The sequence below is a fragment of the Bacillus sp. 1021 genome, from assembly GCF_014534735.1.
GTDB classification, from domain to species: Bacteria; Bacillota; Bacilli; order Bacillales; family Bacillaceae; genus Bacillus; species Bacillus siamensis.
On the sequence record NZ_JACVSR010000003.1, the window covers coordinates 457,230 to 478,926 of the forward strand.

The window sequence follows — 21,697 nt, forward strand, 5'->3', positions numbered from 1 at the left end:
CATACAGATACTATCCGCCCCTTATGGCAAACTTCAAAATGTGGACTTGCCGTGGTGTACTTGTCCGTTGTCAGCATTTAATAAAGTACGGGAGGTGAGATGAATGGGTAAAAAATCGAAAGTATATTACTGTGACCCTAAGTATATTGTGACTGACACGTATACTGACAAAGAAGTGGTTTACGTATATCAGGAAGAAACAATTCATGAGGTTATTGATCCGGGCGATCCCGGGAAATGCGGATGTAAAAAGCATAAAAAAAGACACAAAAAGTAATTGGTTCGATTTCTTGCCTTATCTCAGGTTAAACACGCAAGTTTCAGCAGACCTCCGTACCTTTTGGCTCCTCTTTTTCAGAGGGGTCTTTTTTATGCTTATCTTCAAGCAAATACGTTGAGAGAGAGCGATTTGCCTGATATCCTTGTCATATACAAACTACACAGGAGGCATGATGATGAGCAAAAAAATCGCAGTTCTGATAACAGACCAATTCGAGGATATTGAATATACAAGCCCGGCAGAAGCATTTAAAAAAGCAGGCCACAGTGTGGTGACCATAGATTTGGAAGCAGGAAAAGAAGTGACCGGCAAGCACGGTGAAAAAGTAAAGATCGATCAAGCGATCTCAGACGCAGACGCCGTTGAATTCGATGCGTTATTAATTCCTGGAGGCTTTTCACCGGATCTGCTTCGCGGAGATGACCGCCCGGGTGAATTTACTAAAGCATTCGTGGAAAATCAGAAACCCGTTTTTGCGATCTGCCACGGCCCGCAGCTGCTGATTGATACCGACCTTCTGAAAGGAAAAGATATCACGGGATACCGCAGCATCCGCAAAGACTTAATCAATGCCGGCGCAAATTATAAAGATGAAGAAGTCGTTGTCAGCCATAACATTGTAACAAGCAGAACACCTGACGATTTGGAAGCCTTTAATCGCGAATCATTGAATCTGCTGAAATAAGCGAATAAAAATGCACAGACCAGTTCAGTCTGTGCATTTTTTTATGGATTTATAAAGAAACACCAATAGTTAGACCTATTCTCTCCCTCATCCATAATAAGTAAAATAAAGAGTGGGTTTTTCAACACTCGACGGGAGGTTCGCTTATGTGGATAATCATTTTTCTGCTTATCATTTTAATCGGTTTTACCGGAAATATCGTCTCGCTTTTAAGAGCGCAACGGCGTGCATCTCAAAGAATGATTGAGCTTTTAGAAGAGAAAAGCCGAAAATAACCTTTCAGTGCTGTTTCATCCGTAGTAATAATAAAAATTTCGGCAGATTTCCTGAAAGATAATTTGATGCCCTGTCTCGTTCGGATGAAGGCCTTCTGACATGCACATTTTACGGAAAGCGGGATTATACGGGTCGATGAGATCTGTATCAAATAGGTCGGCATACGGTACAGAAAGCAGGGTGCAGGCTTCTTTCTGGGCTTTCACATAGTCAGCCAGCTTCAAACCCAGTTTATTTTTATCAGTATCACGGCGGACGATTTTTCCGTTTGACATTTTCGCCTGTTTCGTCGGGGTCACTGCAATGATGCTCGCGCCTTTATTTCTGCTGCGGAGCTGCTGAATGACTTGGCAGAAACCTCCGTAAAATGAAGTGATATCTTTTTCATCTGTGCCGATGGGGATGTGGCCGCACCAATCATCATCTGTTCCCTGCACGATAATGACATCTTGTCCCGACGTTTTAAGCGATTGCTGATAAATGTTATCGTTTCCGTTGTTACTCATATTGACGCCGCTGACAGACAGATTGGTGATTTCGGCGTTTGTCCGGTCTTTCAGAATGTCACCAAAGCTGTATTTCGCACGCAGCCCCCGGGCGACGCTGTCACCTAAGATCGCGATTTTCGAAGCTTTCCGCAGCCTGCTTATGCTGATGAAGTCAACGCTGATATGCCCGCTGTCCGTAATATGCAAAAGCTTGCTGCTGATATCCTGCGAATAGATTGTTTCTCCTTCAGAGTCTTGATACATTTCCTCATTCAGCTTCATTCGGCGTCATCCCTTCCTGTTTTATCCTTCGGCATGTTGTTCAAAAATCAAAAACGGACACGAACAAACAGCGTCATGTTGTCAGTTCAGTGTCCGCAGGTGATACTGGAGTTTTTATCCAATCCCTTTATTGCCATTATAGCAGATCATATATCATCGTTTCTACAGTCAGCATTTAAAACAGCGTTTGCGGGAAGAGCGGCGTTTCTGATGGGACCGTCTTGTGCGATGTGTCCGTTTTTTGCTGCGTGAACGATGTGTCCGGTGCGTCCGTTTTTGGCTGCGTGAACGGTGTGTCCGGTGCGTCCGTTTTCTGCTGCGCGAACGGTGTGTCCGGTGCGTCCGTTTTCTGCTGCGCGAACGGTGTGTCCGGTGCGTCCGTTTTTGGCTGCGTGAACGGTGTGTCCGGTGTGTCCGTTTTTGGCTGCGCGAACGGTGTGTCCGGTGCGTCCGTTTTTGGCTGCGTGAACGGCGCTTGCTTTTTCTGGAAACCGGTTCTTGGTGCAAATACTCCCCTAACCCTTCTCTATGAGCAACGGCGACTCCATGTTCAATTTCTTTAACAGAAATAGCGTTCAATCGTATTCACCTCCCTTTTTCTTTACACCATAACGTATGAAATGAACGCCTCTCTTGTATAAGCTTCTCTCTCAATCCGTGATAGAAATAGTCATTTACATAACAAAAAGACCCGTGTAAACGGGCCTCTCTGTTAAAATGCAAAATACAAGAACTGATTTATTTCTTCCTTTCACTCTCCGGCTCGGGATGAATCATCACTTGTGCTTGTTTAAATTCATCCGTAATATCCCTTTCAATGCGGTCACACAAGTCGTGCACGTCTTTAATCGTCACGTGAGACGCCACGACCATGTGAAAATCAATATACTCCTGCGGGCCGGACCGCCTTGTGCGAAAATCGTGAATTTCAATAAATTCGTGATGGAATGTTTCGATAATCTCTAAAATTGTTTTTTCTTCCTCCTCTGACAAACGGGTGTCAATCAGCGGCGGAAATGCTTCTTTCATTAATTTAAACGCTTCATATATGATATACACCGCCAGCACCATACCTATAATCGGATCAAGTATGTACCACTTCGTTAATGTAACGACCAAAAGGCTTGCCGCTACGCCTAATGATGTGTACACGTCAGTCAGTAAGTGCAGGGCATTTGATTTCATTGCCACGGAATTAACCTTTACAGCTTCTCTTTTTACTAATTTCGAGACGATCAAATTAATAAGAGCTCCTGCAAGCATCACAACGATTCCCAATACCGGCAGATGAACAGGCTCCGGGTTTACCAGTTTTTGAACGCATTCATATATCATCCAAATCCCCGCCGCAAAAATCAGCATTGTTTCGATCGTTCCGGACAGATTCTCGACCTTTCCATGGCCGTACGGATGCCCTGTATCAGCCGGCTTTTTTGAAATCCTGACGGAAATAAACGCGATGAAGGCGGCGATCAGATCTAAAAAAGAATGAATGGCTTCGGAAAGTATTGCGACAGACCCGGTTACCATGCCTACCGCTATTTTGAGCATGACGACCAGAGAATTGCTTATCACTGATAAAAAAGCGATTTTAGAGGTGTTTTCCACCATGATCCTCCTCTTTTTGACTTCTTGGGTTTATCGTATCAAACGGCATCCGTGTGGGTCTACGGCAACGTTTTTCACAAGAGCCATACAAGTAACTCTCCCCAAAATAAGTTGGAAAGCGACAACACAAGCGAATCGTTCTTTCAGCACTCAAGTCCCATTGACAAAATACAACCGCTTACATTATAGTAGTTTCATGAATAACCACTATGGAGGATGTTTATGGAGGATGTTCTGAAAGAACTGCAGAAATTCGGATTTTCTCAATACGAATGCAAAGCATATATCGGCTTGTTGAAACACTCGCCTGTTACCGGATATGAAATCAGTAAAAGGTCAGGCGTCCCCCGCTCAATGATCTATGAAGTATTGGGAAAATTAGTTGATAAAGGCGCTGTCCATATTGTGCCGTCTGATCCGGTTACATATGCCCCGCTGGCCGGAAAGGAATTAATCGACCGGCTGCGGCATGACTTCGAGAGCTCCTTCGGCTATCTTGAAGAGAAATTATTGGCGCTTGAAAGCGAGCAGGAGATGAATGTTATCCGCCGCATCAGCACAAATGATCATGTCATCAATGAATTGAAGGATATGATTGAAAAAGCCGAGGAAGAGTTATGGCTGTCTGTCTGGGAACAGCAGATTCCCTTTATTCAAGAGGCCGTTAACAAACGCGCCGCCGAAAAATTACCCGTCTTTTCGATTGTGTTCGGCCCTCCGGAAGTGAAGCTCGGAAATACGACACATCATAATATGTCTCCTGAAGTGGCGGAAAAACGCATGGGCGGAAGATTAACGATAGCAGCACGGGATAATAAAGAAGTCTTAATCGCCAATTTTTCCCCGCAGACGAATGCCTGGGCCATTAAAACAGAAGATCCCGCTCTCGTTCTCGTGGCCATGGAATATATGAGGCATGACCTGATGTTTGCGGAGCTTGTGAAAGAAGTCGGAGCTGAAAAAGTTGAAGGTCTGATGAAACAAAACCATTCTTTATTTCATGTCGTCACCGGAAATCGGTTCATTTAAATGTGAACCGTATTTTCTTTGATTTTTTCATTAGTCGTTATCATTATAATCTCTAAGGAAGGAGTATAAAAATGATTCAGACAGAAGTGCAAAAAACAGCCGTTTCCCGGGAAATGAACGATACGTTTTTACAGGGGGTGCGGGATTGTGTGCCTACACTGCTGGGCTATATGAGTGTCGGTTTTGCTTTTGGCATTGTTGGCGTTGCCTCACACCTCAGTATTCTTGAAATTTGTTTGTTATCCTTGTTGGTCTATGCCGGCGCCGCCCAATTTATTATTTGCTCACTCCTTGTTTCCGGGAGTCCGATTTCTGCCATTATTTTAACGACGTTCATCGTCAATCTGCGGCACCTGCTCCTGAGCCTGACCATCGCGCCTTATTTCACAAAATACTCTTTGGTGAAGAATATCGGCTTCGGTGCTTTGCTTACTGACGAATCTTTCGGGGTAGCAGTGAACAAGGCGGTGCAGAACGGCAGGCTGTACGATAAGTGGATGAATGGCCTCAATATAACCGCCTATGCGTGCTGGGTTATTTCTTGTGTGATGGGCGGGCTTCTCGGACAATGGATATCTGATCCTTACGCCCTCGGTCTGGACTTTGCTTTGCCCGCTATGTTTGCGGCGCTTTTGGTGCTGCAATTGCAGTCGTCCGCGTCGGAAAAGCTGAAACACAGCCTCTCCCTTATTCTCTATATGATCATTTTTATGATCTTGTTATCGTATTTCGTCCCGTCACACATCGCAGTCATCGTCTCAACCGTAATTGTGGCAACAATCGGGGTGGTGACGGACAAATGAGCATCAGCACGCAAATGATCTGGATTATACTCGGCTGCATGATTGTTACGCTTGTACCGCGCATTGTTCCGTTTATATTTGTCCGGAACATTCAGATGCCGGAATTGTCTTTAAAGTGGCTCTCCTTTATTCCGCTTTGCATTTTGACCGCCTTGGTAACGGAAAGCATGATCGTAAAAACAAACAGCACTTTGACCTTTGATTGGAAAGCAATGATCGTCCTCATCCCGACATTGCTTTGCGCAATGCGGACGAAAAGCTTATCCATCACGGTTATTACAGGTGTCGTACTGATGGCCGCCGTCAGACTGATATGGTGACAAACAAAAGCCTCCATCCCTTGGGAATGGAGGCTTTTGTTTTATGAGGTCGGATTTTCTTCTTCCGCCTCAGGTTCTTCGGCTTTGACTTCGGCGTTCATGCTTTGCTGCTGTTCCCATTGATCCCGCTGCAATCTTTCTTTCGCAATGGTAAACATGAAATTCATGGCGCAGCGCCCCTTCCCTGTTTTGCTTATACTACGTACTGTACTCATTTCCCGGTGCAGTATTCGCAAAACATAAAAAAGCAGCCTGCCGCATTGAGCGGCCGGACTGCTCTTTATTTTCAGTATGTGATCAGGAAGTATTTTTTCTTTCCGCGGCGCAGTACGGTAAATTGATCTTCGATGCGGTCTTCCGCCGTCAGCAGATGACCGATATCCGTCTGGCGCTCTCCGTTAATGTAAACAGCCCCGTTTTGAATGTCTTCGCGGGCCTGCCGTTTTGAAGGCGACAGCTTAGATTCCACAAGCACGTCTACTAAAGACAGTTCTTCAGAGCGGTCTTTTTCAAGTGAAGGCACGTCTTTAAAACCTACCTTGACGTCTTGAGCGGAAAGCTCTTTAATATTGCCGCTGAACAGCGCCTGAGAAATATGAACTGCCTGCTCAAACGCTTCACGGCCGTGTACAAGTACAGTCACTTCTTCAGCAAGGCGTTTCTGCGCTTCCCTTTTCTCTGGAGCCGTCTCCGCTTTTTCAGCATAAGCTTCAATTTCCTCTTTTGATAAGAAAGTAAAGTATTTTAAATATTTGACGACGTCACGGTCATCTGTATTGATCCAGAATTGGTAGAATTCATACGGCGATGTCTTTTCTTTATCAAGCCAAATCGCGCCGCCTTCTGTTTTGCCGAATTTCGTGCCGTCTGCTTTTGTGACGAGCGGAATGGTAAGGCCGAACGCTTTCGCCCCTTCTTCTTCCGATTTTCTGATCAGTTCAAGACCTGCCGTGATGTTGCCCCACTGGTCACTGCCTCCGATTTGGAGTTTGCAGTTCTTTTCTCTGTACAGATTCAGAAAATCGTAGGATTGCAGGATCATGTAGCTGAATTCCGTGTAAGAAATTCCGGTTTCAATTCTTGAGCTTACAGTATCTTTCGCAAGCATGTAGTTGATTCCGAAGTTCTTTCCGACGTCGCGGAGAAAATCAATGATGCTCATTTTTCCGATCCAGTCAAAGTTGTTCGCTATGACAGCTGGGTTTTCTCCTGCATCGAAATCTAAAAATCGGGAAAGCTGGTTTTTAATTTTTTGCGACCATTCGACAACGATATCCTGAGTATTTAACGTGCGCTCTGCTTTTTTACCGCTCGGATCGCCGATCAGCCCCGTCGCTCCGCCTACAAGCGCAATCGGATGGTGGCCTGCAAGCTGGAAACGGCGCAGTGTCAATATCGGCAGAAGGTGTCCGATGTGCAGGCTGTCCGCCGTCGGGTCGAAACCTGAGTATAAACGGATTTTTTCTTCGTTGAGCTGTTTATTCAGTCCTTCCTCATCCGTCATTTGCTGGATTAAGCCGCGGAAGGATAAATCTTCTAATAAGTTAGTCATTTTGTCTGCTCCTTTTTTTATGGAAATAAAAAACGCCCCTTCGTTTAAAACGAAGGGACGATATAATCGCGGTACCACCCTACTAATAAAAGCATAAAAAAGCTTTTATCACTCTTTTTGATAACGGACCGTGTCCGTTCTTCCACTACTGAAAGCCTTGGAAGGGCTTTGTTCGCAAAAGCGGTTCATGAGTGTATTCGGCATATCTTATGTGCTGATTTTCACCGGCCATCAGCTCTCTGGAACAATCAGATATCCTACTTGTCTCAATCAAAACCTTTTCGTATGAAGCTTACTCATTTTTAACATAAATAAGATGTGATGTCAACGCCGTCTCTTTAATCTTCCATTGTGGACAGGTCGCCTGCCGGCAGGTTCAGCTCCCACGCCTTCAGCACACGCCTCATGATTTTTCCGCTCCGTGTTTTCGGAAGTTTATCTTTGAATTCAATTTCCCGCGGTGCGGCATGGGCAGCCAGCCCTTGTTTTACAAAAAGACGAATGTCCTCCTTCAGCTGATCGGATGGCTCATGCCCTTCTCTGAGCGCGATAAATGCTTTAATAATTTCTCCCCGGACAGGATCCGGCTTTCCGATGACACCGGCTTCGGCAATCGCCGGATGTTCAACAAGTTTGCTTTCGACTTCAAACGGGCCGACGCGCTCGCCGGATGTCATAATGACGTCATCGACTCTGCCTTGGAACCAAAAATAACCGTCTTCATCCATATAAGCTGAATCTCCGGAAACATACCAGCCGCCCGGCATGAAATAAGATTCATATTTTTCTTTGTTATTCCAAATGGAATCCATCATGGACGGCCAGCCCTTTTTAATGGCGAGGTTCCCCATTCGGTACGGCGGAAGCTCATTCCCTTGATTGTCAACGATCGCCGCTTCCACTCCCGGAATGGGTTTCCCCATTGAACCCGGCTTGATCTCCATGCACGGATAATTGCAGATAAGCTGCCCGCCTGTTTCCGTCATCCACCACGTATCGTGGATGCGCTTGCCGAATACTTTATGTCCCCACTTAATGACCTCCGGGTTTAAAGGTTCTCCGACACTCAGGACGTGACGAAGTGAAGTCAGATCAAATTTGGACGCCATTTCATCTCCGGCGCCCATAAGCATTCTGAAAGCGGTCGGAGCGCTGTACCAGACGCTCACACCGAGCTTTTCAATCGTGCCGTACCAGTTTTCCGGACTAAATCTGCCCCCGACGATCACATTCGCCGCTCCGTTCAGCCACGGCGCAAAAATCCCGTACACCGTCCCGGTCACCCAGCCCGGGTCCGCCGTGCACCAATATATATCGTCCTCTTTAAGATCTAGCACCCACTTGCCGGTCTGGTATTGCTGAATCATGGCTTCATGAACGTGAAGCACGCCTTTAGGTGTTCCTGTTGACCCTGATGTATAGTGAAGCAGGTAGCCGTCTCTTCTGTCCATCCATTCAATATCAAGTCTCGTGCTTTCTCCTTCAGCCGCTTTATCATAATGAATGATTTTATCTCCGGCTTCTTTGCTGCCGCCGACAATGAAGATATGCTCCAGGTCGGGCAGGCTGTCCGCCGGAATCCGTTCAGCCAGTTCAGGTGTTGTCACGACAACCTTGGCCTGGCTGTTCAACAGGCGGTCTTTCACGGCGCCTTCCATAAATGCTTCAAATAAAGGGCCGGCAATCGCACCGATTTTAATTGCGCCGAGCATGATAAAATAAAGCTCCGGCGAACGCGGCATGAAAATGAAAACGCGGTCCCCTTTTTCAACGTTTCCATACCGTCTCAGCACATTTCCCGCCCGATTCGATTCCTCCATCATTTCTTTAAACGTGTATTTTTCTTCCCGGTTTGCGTCCTTGTAATACAGCGCTACTTTGTTTTTGCGAAATGATTCGGCATGACGGTCAATCGCTTCGTACGCGGCATTCAACTTTCCGGTCTGATGCCAGGAAAACTCCGTCTCGACTTCTTTCCAATCGAAGCTGCGGTATGTTTCCTCATAATTTTGCAGATGATAATTCCCCTTTTCCGCTGGCAACGTTTTCAAATTCATGCAACATCCCCCTTTGCTTATCTATAGACTAATTATAGTAGATGTTCACAGTTTTCTCAATTTTTAAAATATAAATTGCCGTACTATTGAAAACGCTTTATATTTTGTTATGCTTAAAGGAGATGTGTTTTTATTAAGAACCGACAGGCGGTGAATCAGTGAAACATCATAAAACGTACCATTATTCATCCATTCAGACAGCAGCCGGCCCTCTTTTAGTAGAAGGGCCCGTTCCTCCAGAGAACTTAGCACAGTATGAGTTTCATGAAGGCCTGACAGCCTTTCGCCTTCCTCATGAACAGCACAAAGCGTTAGTCGAAATAGGCGGGCTTCCCGAAGGGCGGATCATCATCGCCAGGGACGAAGAGACAATTATCGGCTATGTGACGTATTTATATCCTGATCCGCTTGAACGGTGGTCTGACGGAAATATGGAAGATCTCCTTGAACTCGGGGCGATCGAGGTCGCTCCCGGCTACAGAGGCTGTTCTGTCGGAAAAACTTTGCTGACTGTCAGCATGATGGATGAACAGATGGAACGGTACATCATCATGACGACAGAATATTACTGGCATTGGGATTTAAAAGGGATGAAAAAAGACGTGTGGGAGTACAGAAAGATCATGGAAAAGATGATGAATGCCGGAGGTCTTGTCTGGTTTGCAACGGATGAACCGGAAATCAGCTCTCATCCGGCCAATTGTCTGATGGCCCGCATCGGCAGGCACGTCAGTCAGGAGTCAATTGAACAGTTCGACAGACTTCGTTTTTATCAGCGATTTATGTATTGACTGACATACAAAGGGGATAAAAAGATGATTGCAGAACAAATCATGAAACGGGACGTCATCACCGTCACAAAAAACGACTCCATAGAAACAGCCGTACATAAAATGAAGGCATATCATATCCGCCATCTCCCTGTCATCGACGAAGAACTGCACGTTGCCGGCATCGTCACAGACAGAGACATTAAACAGGCAGGCCCGGGCAGCTTTAAACAAGAAGACCGCGTCGTGTTTCTGACAAACAAAGTGGAAACCATTATGAAACGGAATGTCATCTGCGCCCATCCGCTTGATTTCGTAGAGGAAATATCGGCTTCTTTCTATGAGCATGGCATCGGATGTCTGCCGATTACGGTAAATCATAAGCTGACGGGCATTTTAACCAAAACCGATGTACTCCGGACCTTTGTCAGCCTGACAGGCGCAGCCCAGCCGGGATCACAGGTGGAAATTTTGGTGACGGATATGACCAAAAGCCTTGCTGATCTCAGCTGCATGTGCCGCGATCTTCAGCTGCAAATCTTGAGCGTGCTCGTCTATCCTCATGATTCCGCCGGGTCAAATATACTCGTCTTCCGGGTGAAGACGATGAATCCGCTCCCTTTTATCCGCAGCGTTCATGAAGCCGGGTACAATATCCTGTGGCCGAAACAATTGAGGGATCAGTCATGAGAGACAGCGTTTTTGTTTACTCGCCTTCTTATCAGACGTATCAATTTCACCAGGATCACCCGTTCAATCAGCAGCGCGTGCTTTTGACATACGAGCTGCTTCAGGCGGCGGACGCGTTTGAAGAGGGAGATATCGCCGCTCCGCGCATGGCCTCTAAAGAAGAGCTGGCACTCGTTCATACAGAGGATTACATACAGGCGGTTGAACTAGCGGGGGCGGGCCGGCTCCCTGCCGCAGAAGGAGAAAGCTACGGGCTCGGAACGGAAGACACCCCCGTTTTTGCCGGCATGCATGAAGCCGCGTCGCTTCTGGTGGGCGGCACCTTAACAGCGGCTGATTATGTCATGACGGGACAGGCGAGGCATGCCTGCAATTTAGGCGGGGGCCTTCACCACGGCTTCCGCGGCAGGGCATCGGGCTTTTGTATTTATAATGACAGCGCCGTGGCCATCCAATACATTCAGAAAAACTACGGAGCAAAGGTGTTATACATTGATACCGACGCTCATCACGGCGACGGCGTTCAATTTACGTTTTACGACAGGTCAGATGTCTGCACAGTTTCATTTCACGAAACCGGGCGTTATTTATTTCCCGGGACGGGACAAGTGCTGGAAAAAGGAAGCGGGCAAGGCTACGGCTATTCTTTTAACATTCCGCTGGACGCTTTCACAGAGGACGATTCCTTTCTTCACGCTTACAAAACGGCCGCTTCAGAAATCGCGGCTTTTTTTAAGCCGGATGTAATCCTGACCCAGAACGGAGCGGACGCCCATTATTACGACCCATTGACACACCTGTCCACTACCATCTCCATTTATCAGGCAATCCCCCGGCTCGCTCACTCATTAGCCCATCAACATTGCAGCGGCAGATGGATCGCGGTCGGCGGAGGCGGATACGATATTTGGCGAGTCGTCCCGAGAGCATGGAGCCGTATATGGCTTGAGATGAAAGGGATTGATCCCGGGGAGCGCATACCGCAGGAGTGGATTCATAAATGGCAGAAACACTCGCCCTATACCCTGCCCGCGTTTTGGAGTGACCCTGAACAATTATATCCTCCGATTCCCCGAAAAGAAGAAATATCAGAAAAAAACGCCCAAACCGTGGAAAAAGCGCTTTTTGCCATCCGGTCTGAACAGCGGTATAAAACAAAATAAAAAAACGACCCTTACGAGGAGGTCGTTTTTTTTATGACAATTTCCACACGGCGGTTTTCATTCATATGACCGAGGCTTTTGTTGTCCTTCACAGGTTTTGTATCCGCGTATCCGACTGAAATAAACCGATTGGCGGAAAAGTCTTCTTTCGCGGTAAAATACCGGATCACACTCGCCGCTCTTGCAGACGACAGCTCCCAATTCGACGGGAATTGATAGGTGGAAATCCGGCGGCTGTCCGTATGGCCTTCCACCTGAATGTCATTCGGAATTGTTTTCAAAAGCACTGCGATCTGATGCAGGACTGGCTCGGCGTTTTTCAGCACATCCGCTTTTCCTGTGTGAAACAGAACGGCCTCCTGCAGCACAAGAACCACTCCGCGCTCATCGCGCTTCGCCGTTAATTTGGAACTCAAATGGTGCGATTTTATGTATGTTTTCACGTTCTGCAGCAGCAAATCCTGTTCTTTATTTTCGTTTGCTTTGTCTGATGACGCCGAAACACCCCCGCTGCCGTTTGTATGAATCGATGAAACGGCTGATTGAAATTTTTCCGCGTCTATTTGCGACATCGAAAAAAGCAATATAAAGAACACGAGAATGAGCGTGATCAAGTCAGCGAACGTTACCATCCATCTTGGTGAACCGCCGGAATTTTCCGGTTTGTTTCTTCTTTCAAAACGCTCTCTTCTAAGCTTCATGGACAGCGCCCTTTTTCTTGTTCGCAGGCTGCTCTTTACGCCAGTCTTCTCTTGAGCTGAAAACGACGAGCTGACTTTCGAGGTTGCGGGGATTTTTTCCCGATTGGATGCCGACAACCCCTTCGATCATGACCTGTTTGATGAAAATTTCACTTTCCGTTTTTTCTTCAAGCTTTGCCGCGATAGGGATAAACACGAGATTGGCAAGCAGTGCGCCGTACAGCGTCGTCAATAGCGCAACAGCCATGTTCGGCCCGAGGGTATGCGGGTCATTTAAATTTTTAAGCATGAGCACCAGTCCGACAAGCGTCCCGATCATTCCCCAGGCGGGCGCGAAATCACCGGCTTTTTCAAAAACGCGTCTTCCTTTTCTGTGTCGTTCTTCCATCGCGGCGATCTCAGAATCCATCACCAGCCGGATCGTTTCTTCGTCCCAGCCGTCAATCGCAAGCAAAAGCCCTTTTTTCAAAAACGGATCCTTGATCTCACGCGCCTGGTCCTCCAGAGACAGCAGCCCCTGTCTTCGCGCCTGCTCCGCAAGGCTGACGAATACTCTGACAAGGTCCTTTACATTGTCATCCTGACGGGAAAATACCTGTTTTAAAACAGAAGGGGTTTTCTTTAAATCCCGAGGCGGAAAGCTGATAAAGACCGCCGCGGCAAGGCCGCCTGTGACGATTAAAAAAGAAGTCAGATCTAAAAATGAACTGATTCCCGCAAGTCCCGTTCCTGAGAGAATTCCGATTGCGACAATAATACATCCTAACATAAATCCAACGGGTGTCAGATAATCAAAACGTTTCATATCTTCTCCTTACTCAAGTAAAAAAGCAAGATTCCACTCCTCAGAGTGAAGCTTGCTTTTCCGTTTTTTTATGACTTTGTTGATTGTCTTAATTCGATGCGGTGAGGCAGCTCGACGATATGCTCTTCAACCGGCTCTTTGTTCATCAGTTTTGTCAAAAGCCTCATCGCCACGGCTCCGATATCGTAAGTAGGCTGCACGACTGTGGAAAGCTGAGGGCGGACCATCAGGCTCAATCTCGTATTGTCAAAACCGATAATATCAAGATCGTCAGGAATCGACAGACCTTGATCCTGAGCCGCATGAATAATGCCGAGCGCCATTTCATCCGTTGCAGAAAGGATTGCCGTCGGCTTCCGCTCAAGGCCCATTAAGCTTTGAAGCGCCTCCATTCCGGAATCATAGGTGTAATCGCCTTCCGCTACGAACTGCTCATTAAACGGGATGCCCGCTTCTTCAAGCGCCCGTCTGTACCCTTGCAGTTTTTTCGAGCGGTTGATCGGCTCTGCCATCGGTCCGGAGACAAATGCGATATCGCGATGCCCTTTCTCAATGAAAAGCTTAACGGCATCATAAATCGCCTGTTCATAATCAATGGCGACAGAAGGCGTCTCTGCCTGTTCTTCCACTGATGCCGCCAATACGATCGGCACAGGAGAGCGCTTAAATTCTTCGACATGCTCGTCCGTAATGTTGCCGCCCATAAATACGATACCGTCCACTTGTTTGCCGAGCATCGTGTTTAACAGGTGCAGTTCCTTCTCGAGGTTTTGGTCCGAGTTGCTTAAAATAATATTATATTTGTACATCGTCGCGATATCTTCAATTCCCCGGGCAAGTTCCGAGTAGAAAATGCTTGAGATATCAGGGATGATGACGCCGACCGTTGTCGTTTTTTTGCTTGCCAGTCCTCTTGCCACCGCGTTCGGGCGGTAGCCGAGCCGGTCAATGGCTTCCAATACTTTTTTTCTGGTCGTCGGTTTTACATTCGGATTGCCGTTTACGACGCGGGAAACAGTCGCCATGCTGACATTTGCTTCTCTGGCCACATCGTATATCGTAATGTTGCTCACTGAAACCACTCCTTTTACTGGATACACTTATCCTTATCTATAGCATAAACACTTTATGTAAAGAAATGTCGTGCGTTTTCGCATTCTGTCGTTTATGGTTGTAAGCGTAAGTCAGTAGTGTACATTATTTTTCATTATTCATCAAATTTAAATACTTCTCATGAAATTATACACGTTTTTCCCAGTGATGAAAACGTTCACTTCCATTTTATAATTAAATAAAATGAAGAAACGAAAAAGGGCCGCACGAGGCGGCCCTTAAAGAACGGAACACTTTATTATGCTTTTACTTTCACCATCGGCTTTAATTCGTTCAGCCATTTCTCGAATTCAGGTATATCCATCTGCTGCGCAGAGTCTGAAAGGGCAACGGAAGGATCAGGGTGAACTTCGGCCATCACGCCGTCAGCGCCGATCGCAAGCGCCGCTTTTGCTGTCGGAAGCAGGAGATCGCGGCGGCCTGTTGAATGTGTGACGTCAACAAACACCGGCAAGTGAGTTTCCTGTTTCAAAATCGGCACGGCAGAAATGTCAAGCGTGTTTCTCGTTGCTGTTTCGTACGTTCTGATTCCGCGCTCACAAAGAATGATTTGGTCGTTTCCTTGTGACATGATGTATTCAGCTGCATTGATGAATTCTGAAATCGTTGCGGCAAGACCGCGTTTTAACAATACCGGCTTTTTAACCGAACCGGCGGCTTTCAGCAATTCAAAGTTTTGCATGTTACGTGCGCCGATCTGAATGACGTCAATGTAATCAATCGCTTGCTCAATGTGGGCAGGCGTAACAATTTCACTGATCACCGCGAGGTCATATTCATCAGCGACGCGTTTGAGGATCTGCAGGCCTTCTACGCCGAGACCTTGGAAATCATACGGGCTTGTGCGGGGTTTGAATGCACCTCCGCGCAGGATTTTAATGCCTTGTTTTTTCGCAGCGGCCGCTACTTCCGCAACCTGCTCATAGCTTTCTACGGCACAAGGACCGACGATGAATCTCTGATCGCCGTCACCGACTTTTTCGCCTTTAATGTCAACGATCGTATCTTCTGCTTTTTTCTTCCGGGAGACGAGCAACGCTTTGCTGTGATCCTCTTCTTGAAGCTCAAGGCCGGCTTTGAAAATTTCTTTGAAAATATGCTGGATTGTTGAGTTTTCAAACGGGCCGTCATTGCTTTCAATAATGCGGTTAAGCATTGTACGCTCTCTGACGGGGTCAAATCGGTTGACACCCTGTGCTTCTTTGGCTTTACCGATTTCTTTTACAACGGCTCCGCGTTCATTGATTAATTTAAGGATTTGTAAGTTTAGTGCGTCTGCCTGCTGTCTTAGGCTCTCTAATTCCTTGTTGCTCATCTTTTTCATCCCTTCTATGCTATGTTTTATTTTAATGGTTAACATGCATCTTACTACAGTTATGCGAAAATAGGAATATGAAACAATAAATTTTTTCGCAATTTTACTTTATCACCAAAACGCTTTTAAGCTTTTATGCGTTGAAGTAACGTATATTGTTATCCTACATGATATGGCTGAAATGATCAATAGTTTTTTTTTTAAAAAAAACCGCCGGTATCATCGGCGGTCAGTAAATTATGAAAGGTGCTGCTCTATTGCGTTTTTTGTGATTTGGGAATGAGACGCGTGCCATTTCACTTCGCCGTTTGTAATGACGAATACTTGCGGGCTTTCATGTTTCACGCCGTATGTCTCGGCGATATAGTTTGAAAGCGGCCGGCTGTCCTGCACCTGCAGGTAATAAGAAGGCACTTCTGAATGCTCCGATGCAAAGGCGTCAAACTCCTGAAACGCCGCTTGGCTGATCGGGCAGGTTGTGCTGTGTTTCAAAAACACGAACGTGCTTTCTTTCTCAGCGGCATTTTTGAACTCTTCTTCTGACGATATCAGCTGCTTTGTCATGTCTGTTATCTCTCCTTATTGAAGATCAGCGATTTACCTGACCGGCTTTTTCCCCTGCATCTTCCGCTTCGGCTTTGATGCTTTGGGTCGTGTCCTGCATTTCGCTTCTCGTCTCTTCGGCTTTCTCGGTTAGTGTGCTCTTAGAACGGTCTTTTAAATCCTTCACTTTATTCATAATCTGGCCTGACTGATCAGCTACCAGCTGGGTGATGTTAGATGTTTTGTCCTTGGCGATGCTGACATATTGAGAGCCTTTTTCTTTCGCGTCGGCCGTCATTCTGTCCGTCTTATCCTTCAATGCGGAAGCCTGGCTGCCGAGATCGTCGCGCAGCTCCTTGCCTGATTTAGGCGCCAGAAACAAAGCCGTTGTCGCGCCGATAATTCCCCCGATCAGCGTTCCGATTAAAAAATCCTTACTATTGATTCCATCTTTGCTCATTATGATTCCTCCTTAGTGGATTTTTCTTATGATTAAAGCGATGTTTTTTTCTTTTGCTTCCACTTGTCCCATATTTCCATAGCGGCCTGGCTCCAGGTGACAACCTGACTGATCTTATCCTGGTTCTCTCTGACAGAGGCCGAAACGGAACCGGCTGCCTGCTTTATGGATGTATTAAACTGCTGGACGGAAGTTCCCACTTCCTGCACAGCATGGACAACCGTATTTAATTTCTCTGATTTTTCCTGAATGTCTTCCGCGAGACGGTTTGTCTTATGTAACAGCTCGGTTGTCTCTGCGGTGATGCCCTTCATCTGCCCTTCAAGGCCGTCTAAAGTCGACGCTACGTTTGTTAAGGTCATCTGCACGGACTTTAATGTTTTTGACAGATAAATGACGAGGATGAGAAATGCTACGGCAATGAGTGCGACGCTTAAGTAAAGAATGATAATCATCTAATACCTCCTTATTGCAGGATATAATGGTATATACCCAATTATTAAAATGATAAACATATATGAAAGGGGCTGTATGTATACTATTTCTCCGTTTATCGGTAAATCCCTTTGCAGCACGCGCAAAAAAGCAGTGAGAGCCCCACTGCTTTTTTTGTTACGCTATGACGTTTTCATAGGCCCTCATATATTTTTGAATGTCTCCGGCGCCCATAAAGATCAGCACTGCGTCTTTATGCGCTTTTAACACGGATGTGTCATTCTCTTCAATGAGTTCTGCGTTATCGATTTTTTCCTGCAGATCCGTGATGGTGAGTTTGCCGACGTTCTCGCGGGCAGAGCCGAAAATGTCGCATAGATACACGCGATCGGCCGCGCTCAAGCTTTCTGCAAATTCATCAAGGAATGATTGCGTCCGTGTAAACGTATGCGGCTGGAATACCGCGATGATTTCACGTTCTGGATATTTTTGGCGCGCCGCCTCAATGGTGACTTTAATTTCAGTCGGATGGTGGGCGTAGTCGTCTATCAGCACCTGGCTGCCGATCACTTTTTCATTGAATCTGCGTTTGACGCCGCCGAATGATTCAAGTCCGCGCTTAATCATGTTCACGTCTATCTCTTCATAGTGGCAGAGCGCAATGACCGCTAAGGAATTGAGGACATTGTGATGTCCGTATGCCGGGATGTAGAACGTATCGTAAAACGTATTGCGGACAAAGACGTCAAATGTCGTGCCTTCCGTATTTTTCACGATGTTTCTCGCTTGAAAATCGTTTTCTTCTCCCGTTCCGTAATAAACGACAGGCACATTGGCGTGAATTTTCGGCAGATACTCGTCATCACCGCAGGCAATGATGCCTTTGTTGACTTGAAGCGCCATGTTTTGGAAAGCATCAAACACATCGTCAATGTTGGCGAAATAATCAGGGTGGTCAAAATCAATATTCGTCATAATCGCATAATCAGGCTGATAGCTTAAGAAATGACGGCGGTACTCGCAAGCTTCAAATACAAAGTATTCGCTGCTTTCATTTCCTCTGCCCGTCCCGTCTCCGATAAGAAACGAAGTCGGCTTCGCCTGCTGCATCACGTGTGCCAAGAGACCCGTAGTGGACGTCTTGCCGTGTGCGCCTGTAACCGCGACACTTGTGTATTTTTTCATATATTCAGCTAAAAATTTATGATATCTGATAACAGGAATTCCTTCAGCGAGCGCCTTTGCGATTTCCGGATGAGAATCAGGGAATGCGTTTCCGGCGATTACCGTTAAGCCCGGTTTGATGTTATCGGGGCTGAACGGATAGATCGGGATATTTCTTTTTTCAAGGGCAGCCTGAGTAAAAATCTGCTTCTCGATATCCGATCCCTGCACCTGATACCCTGTATCATGCAGGATTTGAGCAAGCGGGCTCATACCTGTCCCTTTTATTCCAACAAAATGATAAACAGTCATAATCGTACCTCCAACAAACGTCTATCTGTTCCCCAGTATATGACGCTCATTTCATTTTGCGACCGCCGCGGGCGAAAAGCCCGCACAGCGGCGCTTCCATTTATTTTTACGTTATCGTCAGTATCTGTAACTTTCTTTTTGATTAAACCTGCCGCATGATATTTCAGCGCGTGACAGTGATGCTGTTTGATGGTCCATCCATTATCATACCATGTTTGTGAGAAAAATGAACGATATTCTTATTCTTGAGTAATGTCAGCAGCCGTAATCAGCACTTCGCGGGGTTTGCTGCCCTTTGCTTCTGAGATCATGCCTTCAGCTTCCATCATGTCAATCAGCCTCGCCGCACGGTTATAGCCGATCCTGAACCTTCTTTGAAGGCTGGAGGTGCTGGCGCTGTTTTGCTCCACGACAAATTGGCACGCCTCAGGAAACAGCTCGTCCTCTTCCTTGAGGGCAGTTCCCTGCCTGATCAGTTCTTCCTGTTCAAACAAATAAGAAGGCGGGAGCTGCTTTCTGACATGAGAGACGACGCGGTCGATCTCGCTGTCTGACACAAAGTTGCCCTGCAGACGCACCGGTTTTCCGGTACCGTTTTCCCAGTAAAGCATGTCGCCTTTTCCGAGCAGCTTTTCCGCCCCCGCCATGTCGATAATCGTTCTGGAATCGACCTGACTTGAGACGGAGAATGCGATCCTCGTCGGGATGTTCGCCTTGATCATGCCGGTAATGACATCGACAGACGGACGCTGTGTCGCGACGAGGAGATGAATGCCGCAGGCTCTCGCTTTCTGCGCGATTCTGGCAATGCTTTCTTCCACATCGTTCGGCGCGACCATCATTAAATCGGCAAGCTCATCAATAACCACTACGAGGTACGGGAGCTTTTCGCCTGTATTATGATCAGCCGTTAATTCATTAAAGCGGCCGATATCTCTCACACCTGAATGAGCAAACAGTTCATACCGCCGTTCCATCTCTTCCACAACCCATTTTAACGCCGCGGTTGCGGCTTTGGCGTCCGTGATGACGGGGCTGACTAAATGCGGAATTTGGTTATAAGGCGCAAGCTCGACCATTTTCGGATCAATCAAAAGCATTTTGACATCGCTCGGATCTGCCTTATAAAGCAGACTGACCAAAATGGTATTGATGCAGACGCTTTTTCCCGATCCTGTCGCACCCGCAATCAAGCCGTGCGGCATTTTTTTCAAATCAATGACGACCGGGTTACCGGAAATATCGACACCGAGCGCGGCTGTAAGCGGAGACGGATTCGTCCTGAAAGCGGCGCTTCTGATCATCTGCCGTAAATCAACGACCTTGCTTACGCGGTTCGGAACTTCAATGCCGATCGTGTTTTTGCCGGGGATCGGCGCCTCAATCCGAATATCCTTGGCAGATAAACTCAGCTTTATATCATCTGCTAAGTTTGTAATTTTGTTTACTTTCACTCCCGGCTCAGGATGCACTTCAAATCTTGTGACGGACGGGCCTTGTGTGACATGAACGACTTGGGCGCGCACATTAAAGTTTTTCAGCGTGACGTTTAAAAGCTCGCGCTGTTCTTCAATCCATGATTGGTCGTCATGTCTCTGCGCCGGCGGTACGTCCAGAAGCGACAGATTCGGGAAAACATAGCCCGCACCGCCCTCTGGCGTCTTCGCCTGCTTGTGTTTATCGCTTTTAAGCATCATGACGTTAAATGGAACACTGCGCTCTTTCGGCCGCTCCGCCGTTTTCACGGGCTGTTCGTGATTCTTCGTTTTTTCTTCGGCAGGCGGGGCCGGGGCTTCGGGCGGCTCGATGACTGCAGATTCAGGCTCCGGTTCAGAATGCTGAGGGGCTTCGTTGAACTCAGGCTGTTCATCTGCTTTTTGTTCCGCGTCAGCCTCAGGCGATTCAGACTGCGGCTGAACTTCCTCTTCATTCCCCGGTTCTGAGTATGTATATACCGGTTCCCCAGCGGTTTCAAAAGCTTGAGCGGCTTCCGTCTCAGACTGCTGATACTCCTCCTGCTGCGGCGCTTGTTCTTCCGTGTGTTCAGACGGCCGGGACGCTTCATACTCAGTCTCATTTAAAGGCTGCGGCTCGGTTTGTTCCAGCTCTTGTTGATCTGTATAGCCGGCAGGTTCCGTGCTTTCCGGCTGCTGCAGGTCTTTAGCCTGGCGCGGTTCTGATGCACTGTACACTTGCTCTTTTGCATTCTCAGCCTCAGTGTGCGGCTGCTCTTTTTTGGCGGCCTGGAATTCTTCCGGTTTCACAGACGGTTCCGGCCGGGTGTCCGTCTGTTTTGTTATGCCGGATGCTGTAAATGCGGGCGCTTTTTCCGTTTCCTGACCGGACTTTGGCGGAACAAATTGCTCCTCTGACAGCAATGTCACGCTCTCTTCACACTGTTTTTGCGGATTAGGCGCTTTTTTAATGCTGTGCTGAGATTGAAAACCGTAGACCGGTGAAGGAATGGAGGACGGTTTAAAGGGCTTTTTCACCGGCTCCGGCTCTTCATATGTATGCTGTTTCCGCTCCCGCTCCGTATGCTCCGTCGCGGCGGCATATCCCCGGGACGGCTGGCGGCGGCGTTCATGCCTTTCCTTCTGTCTTTGTTCCGTGCGCTTATAGCCGTCCGGAACGACAGGAAAGCGGAAATTCCCTTTCGGATATTCGTAATATATTTTAGGATCTTCCATGCGCGTTAATTTGCCTTCTGGCTGATCCGGTATCTGCTGTTTCGGGATTTGGGCATGTGTGTTCGGTTCATGTTCATGCTCTTCTTCTTTTTCACCTAAAAATAAGTCAAAAAATTTATTCAGCCAACTCATGTTTAATCACTCTCTAACTCCCTT

At 47.1% G+C, this 21,697-nt stretch carries 24 protein-coding genes and 1 other annotated feature; of the genes, 9 read left to right on the plus strand and 15 right to left on the minus strand.

The window, feature by feature from the left end:
• Positions 1–103 precede the first annotated feature (103 nt).
• The 3 genes from ICW23_RS13980 to ICW23_RS19115 all read left to right on the plus strand — a co-directional run bounded on the left by ICW23_RS13980 (position 104) and on the right by ICW23_RS19115 (position 1,240).
• The gene (locus ICW23_RS13980; RefSeq protein ID WP_176465401.1) at positions 104–277 is read left to right on the plus strand and encodes a hypothetical protein; all 174 of its coding nucleotides are present in this window, start codon (positions 104–106) and stop codon (positions 275–277) included.
• A 178-nt stretch (positions 278–455) separates the two neighbouring features.
• Positions 456–965 carry a type 1 glutamine amidotransferase domain-containing protein gene (locus ICW23_RS13985; protein ID WP_016938563.1) on the plus strand — a complete coding sequence of 170 codons (510 nt, stop codon included), beginning with the start codon at positions 456–458 and terminating at the stop codon, positions 963–965.
• Between the two features lie 146 nt (positions 966–1,111).
• Positions 1,112–1,240 carry a hypothetical protein gene (locus ICW23_RS19115; RefSeq protein ID WP_256076118.1) on the plus strand — a complete coding sequence of 43 codons (129 nt, stop codon included), beginning with the start codon at positions 1,112–1,114 and terminating at the stop codon, positions 1,238–1,240.
• 15 nt (positions 1,241–1,255) lie between these two features.
• Here the strand turns inward: ICW23_RS19115 and ICW23_RS13990 are convergent, their stop codons facing one another.
• From ICW23_RS13990 to ICW23_RS14000, 3 genes are all read right to left on the minus strand, one after another.
• Entirely contained in the window at positions 1,256–2,011 is a 756-nt protein-coding gene (locus ICW23_RS13990) for an SGNH/GDSL hydrolase family protein (RefSeq protein WP_045926819.1), read from the minus strand.
• Positions 2,012–2,179: 168 nt separating this feature from the next.
• Positions 2,180–2,590 (minus strand): CotG/ExsB N-terminal domain-containing protein, encoded by a 411-nt coding sequence (locus tag ICW23_RS13995; RefSeq protein WP_188154644.1) that lies wholly within the window; start codon positions 2,588–2,590, stop codon positions 2,180–2,182.
• Between the two features lie 159 nt (positions 2,591–2,749).
• Positions 2,750–3,622, minus strand: a complete 873-nt coding sequence (locus ICW23_RS14000) for a cation diffusion facilitator family transporter (RefSeq protein WP_045926818.1) — start codon at positions 3,620–3,622, stop codon at positions 2,750–2,752.
• A 219-nt stretch (positions 3,623–3,841) separates the two neighbouring features.
• Between ICW23_RS14000 and ICW23_RS14005 the strand changes: the two genes are divergently transcribed.
• From ICW23_RS14005 to ICW23_RS14015, 3 genes are all read left to right on the plus strand, one after another.
• Positions 3,842–4,648: a TrmB family transcriptional regulator gene (locus ICW23_RS14005; protein WP_016938558.1), complete on the plus strand. Its 807-nt coding sequence runs from the start codon at positions 3,842–3,844 to the stop codon at positions 4,646–4,648.
• 71 nt (positions 4,649–4,719) lie between these two features.
• Complete coding sequence (locus ICW23_RS14010; RefSeq protein ID WP_016938557.1) at positions 4,720–5,451, plus strand: AzlC family ABC transporter permease; 732 nt, start codon at positions 4,720–4,722, stop codon at positions 5,449–5,451.
• On the plus strand, positions 5,448–5,771 hold the full coding sequence (locus ICW23_RS14015) for an AzlD domain-containing protein (RefSeq protein ID WP_064777631.1): 324 nt from the start codon (positions 5,448–5,450) through the stop codon (positions 5,769–5,771). Before ICW23_RS14010 ends, ICW23_RS14015 begins: the two co-directional genes overlap by 4 nt.
• Positions 5,772–5,812: 41 nt before the next feature.
• On the opposite strand, the gene sr7p is transcribed toward ICW23_RS14015, so the two are convergent.
• The 3 genes from sr7p to acsA all read right to left on the minus strand — a co-directional run bounded on the left by sr7p (position 5,813) and on the right by acsA (position 9,380).
• Positions 5,813–5,938 (minus strand): small protein SR7P, encoded by a 126-nt coding sequence (gene sr7p, locus ICW23_RS19120; RefSeq protein WP_262481964.1) that lies wholly within the window; start codon positions 5,936–5,938, stop codon positions 5,813–5,815.
• A 119-nt stretch (positions 5,939–6,057) separates the two neighbouring features.
• Entirely contained in the window at positions 6,058–7,323 is a 1,266-nt protein-coding gene (gene tyrS / locus ICW23_RS14020) for a tyrosine--tRNA ligase (protein WP_016938554.1), read from the minus strand.
• Between the two features lie 50 nt (positions 7,324–7,373).
• Positions 7,374–7,606 (minus strand) — a binding site (T-box leader).
• Between the two features lie 55 nt (positions 7,607–7,661).
• Positions 7,662–9,380 (minus strand): acetate--CoA ligase, encoded by a 1,719-nt coding sequence (gene acsA, locus ICW23_RS14025; RefSeq protein ID WP_016938553.1) that lies wholly within the window; start codon positions 9,378–9,380, stop codon positions 7,662–7,664.
• 158 nt (positions 9,381–9,538) lie between these two features.
• On the opposite strand from acsA, the gene ICW23_RS14030 reads away from it, so the two are divergent.
• From ICW23_RS14030 to ICW23_RS14040, 3 genes are read left to right on the plus strand one after another with little or no spacing between them, the layout of a single operon-like run.
• Positions 9,539–10,171, plus strand: coding sequence for a GNAT family N-acetyltransferase (locus ICW23_RS14030; RefSeq protein ID WP_188154645.1), 633 nt, complete (start codon positions 9,539–9,541; stop codon positions 10,169–10,171).
• Positions 10,172–10,195: 24 nt separating this feature from the next.
• Positions 10,196–10,840, plus strand: coding sequence for an acetoin utilization AcuB family protein (locus ICW23_RS14035; protein ID WP_188154646.1), 645 nt, complete (start codon positions 10,196–10,198; stop codon positions 10,838–10,840).
• A complete protein-coding gene (locus tag ICW23_RS14040; RefSeq protein ID WP_188154647.1) occupies positions 10,837–12,003 on the plus strand; it encodes an acetoin utilization protein AcuC in 1,167 nt (388 codons plus the stop codon). Before ICW23_RS14035 ends, ICW23_RS14040 begins: the two co-directional genes overlap by 4 nt.
• 11 nt (positions 12,004–12,014) lie before the next feature.
• Here the strand turns inward: ICW23_RS14040 and motS are convergent, their stop codons facing one another.
• The 9 genes from motS to ICW23_RS14085 all read right to left on the minus strand — a co-directional run bounded on the left by motS (position 12,015) and on the right by ICW23_RS14085 (position 21,673).
• The gene (gene motS / locus ICW23_RS14045) at positions 12,015–12,704 is read right to left on the minus strand and encodes a flagellar motor protein MotS (RefSeq protein WP_188154648.1); all 690 of its coding nucleotides are present in this window, start codon (positions 12,702–12,704) and stop codon (positions 12,015–12,017) included.
• Complete coding sequence (motP, locus tag ICW23_RS14050) at positions 12,694–13,509, minus strand: flagellar motor protein MotP (protein ID WP_188154649.1); 816 nt, start codon at positions 13,507–13,509, stop codon at positions 12,694–12,696. The genes motS and motP overlap by 11 nt, the downstream gene beginning before the upstream one ends.
• 68 nt (positions 13,510–13,577) lie before the next feature.
• Positions 13,578–14,582, minus strand: coding sequence for a catabolite control protein A (ccpA, locus tag ICW23_RS14055; RefSeq protein WP_016938547.1), 1,005 nt, complete (start codon positions 14,580–14,582; stop codon positions 13,578–13,580).
• A gap of 278 nt (positions 14,583–14,860) precedes the next feature.
• Positions 14,861–15,937 (minus strand): bifunctional 3-deoxy-7-phosphoheptulonate synthase/chorismate mutase, encoded by a 1,077-nt coding sequence (locus ICW23_RS14060; RefSeq protein ID WP_016938546.1) that lies wholly within the window; start codon positions 15,935–15,937, stop codon positions 14,861–14,863.
• A gap of 237 nt (positions 15,938–16,174) precedes the next feature.
• Positions 16,175–16,501 carry a bacillithiol system redox-active protein YtxJ gene (ytxJ, locus tag ICW23_RS14065; protein WP_045926809.1) on the minus strand — a complete coding sequence of 109 codons (327 nt, stop codon included), beginning with the start codon at positions 16,499–16,501 and terminating at the stop codon, positions 16,175–16,177.
• Between the two features lie 25 nt (positions 16,502–16,526).
• Positions 16,527–16,940 (minus strand): YtxH domain-containing protein, encoded by a 414-nt coding sequence (locus ICW23_RS14070; RefSeq protein WP_188154650.1) that lies wholly within the window; start codon positions 16,938–16,940, stop codon positions 16,527–16,529.
• A gap of 32 nt (positions 16,941–16,972) precedes the next feature.
• Complete coding sequence (locus tag ICW23_RS14075) at positions 16,973–17,395, minus strand: DUF948 domain-containing protein (protein WP_016938543.1); 423 nt, start codon at positions 17,393–17,395, stop codon at positions 16,973–16,975.
• A 157-nt stretch (positions 17,396–17,552) separates the two neighbouring features.
• Positions 17,553–18,851 carry a UDP-N-acetylmuramate--L-alanine ligase gene (murC, locus tag ICW23_RS14080; RefSeq protein ID WP_016938542.1) on the minus strand — a complete coding sequence of 433 codons (1,299 nt, stop codon included), beginning with the start codon at positions 18,849–18,851 and terminating at the stop codon, positions 17,553–17,555.
• Between the two features lie 239 nt (positions 18,852–19,090).
• The gene (locus tag ICW23_RS14085; RefSeq protein ID WP_188154651.1) at positions 19,091–21,673 is read right to left on the minus strand and encodes a DNA translocase FtsK; all 2,583 of its coding nucleotides are present in this window, start codon (positions 21,671–21,673) and stop codon (positions 19,091–19,093) included.
• Positions 21,674–21,697 lie beyond the last annotated feature (24 nt).

What these genes read in the sequence shown, in the direction of transcription:
- ICW23_RS13980 (WP_176465401.1), top strand. Translation starts at nt 104, where the DNA reads ATGGGTAAAAAATCGAAAGTATATTACTGTGACCCTAAGTATATTGTG.
- ICW23_RS13985 (WP_016938563.1), top strand. Translation starts at nt 456, where the DNA reads ATGAGCAAAAAAATCGCAGTTCTGATAACAGACCAATTCGAGGATATT.
- ICW23_RS19115 (WP_256076118.1), top strand. Translation starts at nt 1,112, where the DNA reads ATGTGGATAATCATTTTTCTGCTTATCATTTTAATCGGTTTTACCGGA.
- ICW23_RS13990 (WP_045926819.1), bottom strand. Translation starts at nt 2,011, where the DNA reads ATGAAGCTGAATGAGGAAATGTATCAAGACTCTGAAGGAGAAACAATC.
- ICW23_RS14000 (WP_045926818.1), bottom strand. Translation starts at nt 3,622, where the DNA reads ATGGTGGAAAACACCTCTAAAATCGCTTTTTTATCAGTGATAAGCAAT.
- ICW23_RS14005 (WP_016938558.1), top strand. Translation starts at nt 3,842, where the DNA reads ATGGAGGATGTTCTGAAAGAACTGCAGAAATTCGGATTTTCTCAATAC.
- ICW23_RS14010 (WP_016938557.1), top strand. Translation starts at nt 4,720, where the DNA reads ATGATTCAGACAGAAGTGCAAAAAACAGCCGTTTCCCGGGAAATGAAC.
- ICW23_RS14015 (WP_064777631.1), top strand. Translation starts at nt 5,448, where the DNA reads ATGAGCATCAGCACGCAAATGATCTGGATTATACTCGGCTGCATGATT.
- sr7p (WP_262481964.1), bottom strand. Translation starts at nt 5,938, where the DNA reads ATGAATTTCATGTTTACCATTGCGAAAGAAAGATTGCAGCGGGATCAA.
- tyrS (WP_016938554.1), bottom strand. Translation starts at nt 7,323, where the DNA reads ATGACTAACTTATTAGAAGATTTATCCTTCCGCGGCTTAATCCAGCAA.
- acsA (WP_016938553.1), bottom strand. Translation starts at nt 9,380, where the DNA reads ATGAATTTGAAAACGTTGCCAGCGGAAAAGGGGAATTATCATCTGCAA.
- ICW23_RS14035 (WP_188154646.1), top strand. Translation starts at nt 10,196, where the DNA reads ATGATTGCAGAACAAATCATGAAACGGGACGTCATCACCGTCACAAAA.
- ICW23_RS14040 (WP_188154647.1), top strand. Translation starts at nt 10,837, where the DNA reads ATGAGAGACAGCGTTTTTGTTTACTCGCCTTCTTATCAGACGTATCAA.
- motS (WP_188154648.1), bottom strand. Translation starts at nt 12,704, where the DNA reads ATGAAGCTTAGAAGAGAGCGTTTTGAAAGAAGAAACAAACCGGAAAAT.
- motP (WP_188154649.1), bottom strand. Translation starts at nt 13,509, where the DNA reads ATGAAACGTTTTGATTATCTGACACCCGTTGGATTTATGTTAGGATGT.
- ICW23_RS14060 (WP_016938546.1), bottom strand. Translation starts at nt 15,937, where the DNA reads ATGAGCAACAAGGAATTAGAGAGCCTAAGACAGCAGGCAGACGCACTA.
- ytxJ (WP_045926809.1), bottom strand. Translation starts at nt 16,501, where the DNA reads ATGACAAAGCAGCTGATATCGTCAGAAGAAGAGTTCAAAAATGCCGCT.
- ICW23_RS14070 (WP_188154650.1), bottom strand. Translation starts at nt 16,940, where the DNA reads ATGAGCAAAGATGGAATCAATAGTAAGGATTTTTTAATCGGAACGCTG.
- ICW23_RS14075 (WP_016938543.1), bottom strand. Translation starts at nt 17,395, where the DNA reads ATGATTATCATTCTTTACTTAAGCGTCGCACTCATTGCCGTAGCATTT.
- murC (WP_016938542.1), bottom strand. Translation starts at nt 18,851, where the DNA reads ATGACTGTTTATCATTTTGTTGGAATAAAAGGGACAGGTATGAGCCCG.
- ICW23_RS14085 (WP_188154651.1), bottom strand. Translation starts at nt 21,673, where the DNA reads ATGAGTTGGCTGAATAAATTTTTTGACTTATTTTTAGGTGAAAAAGAA.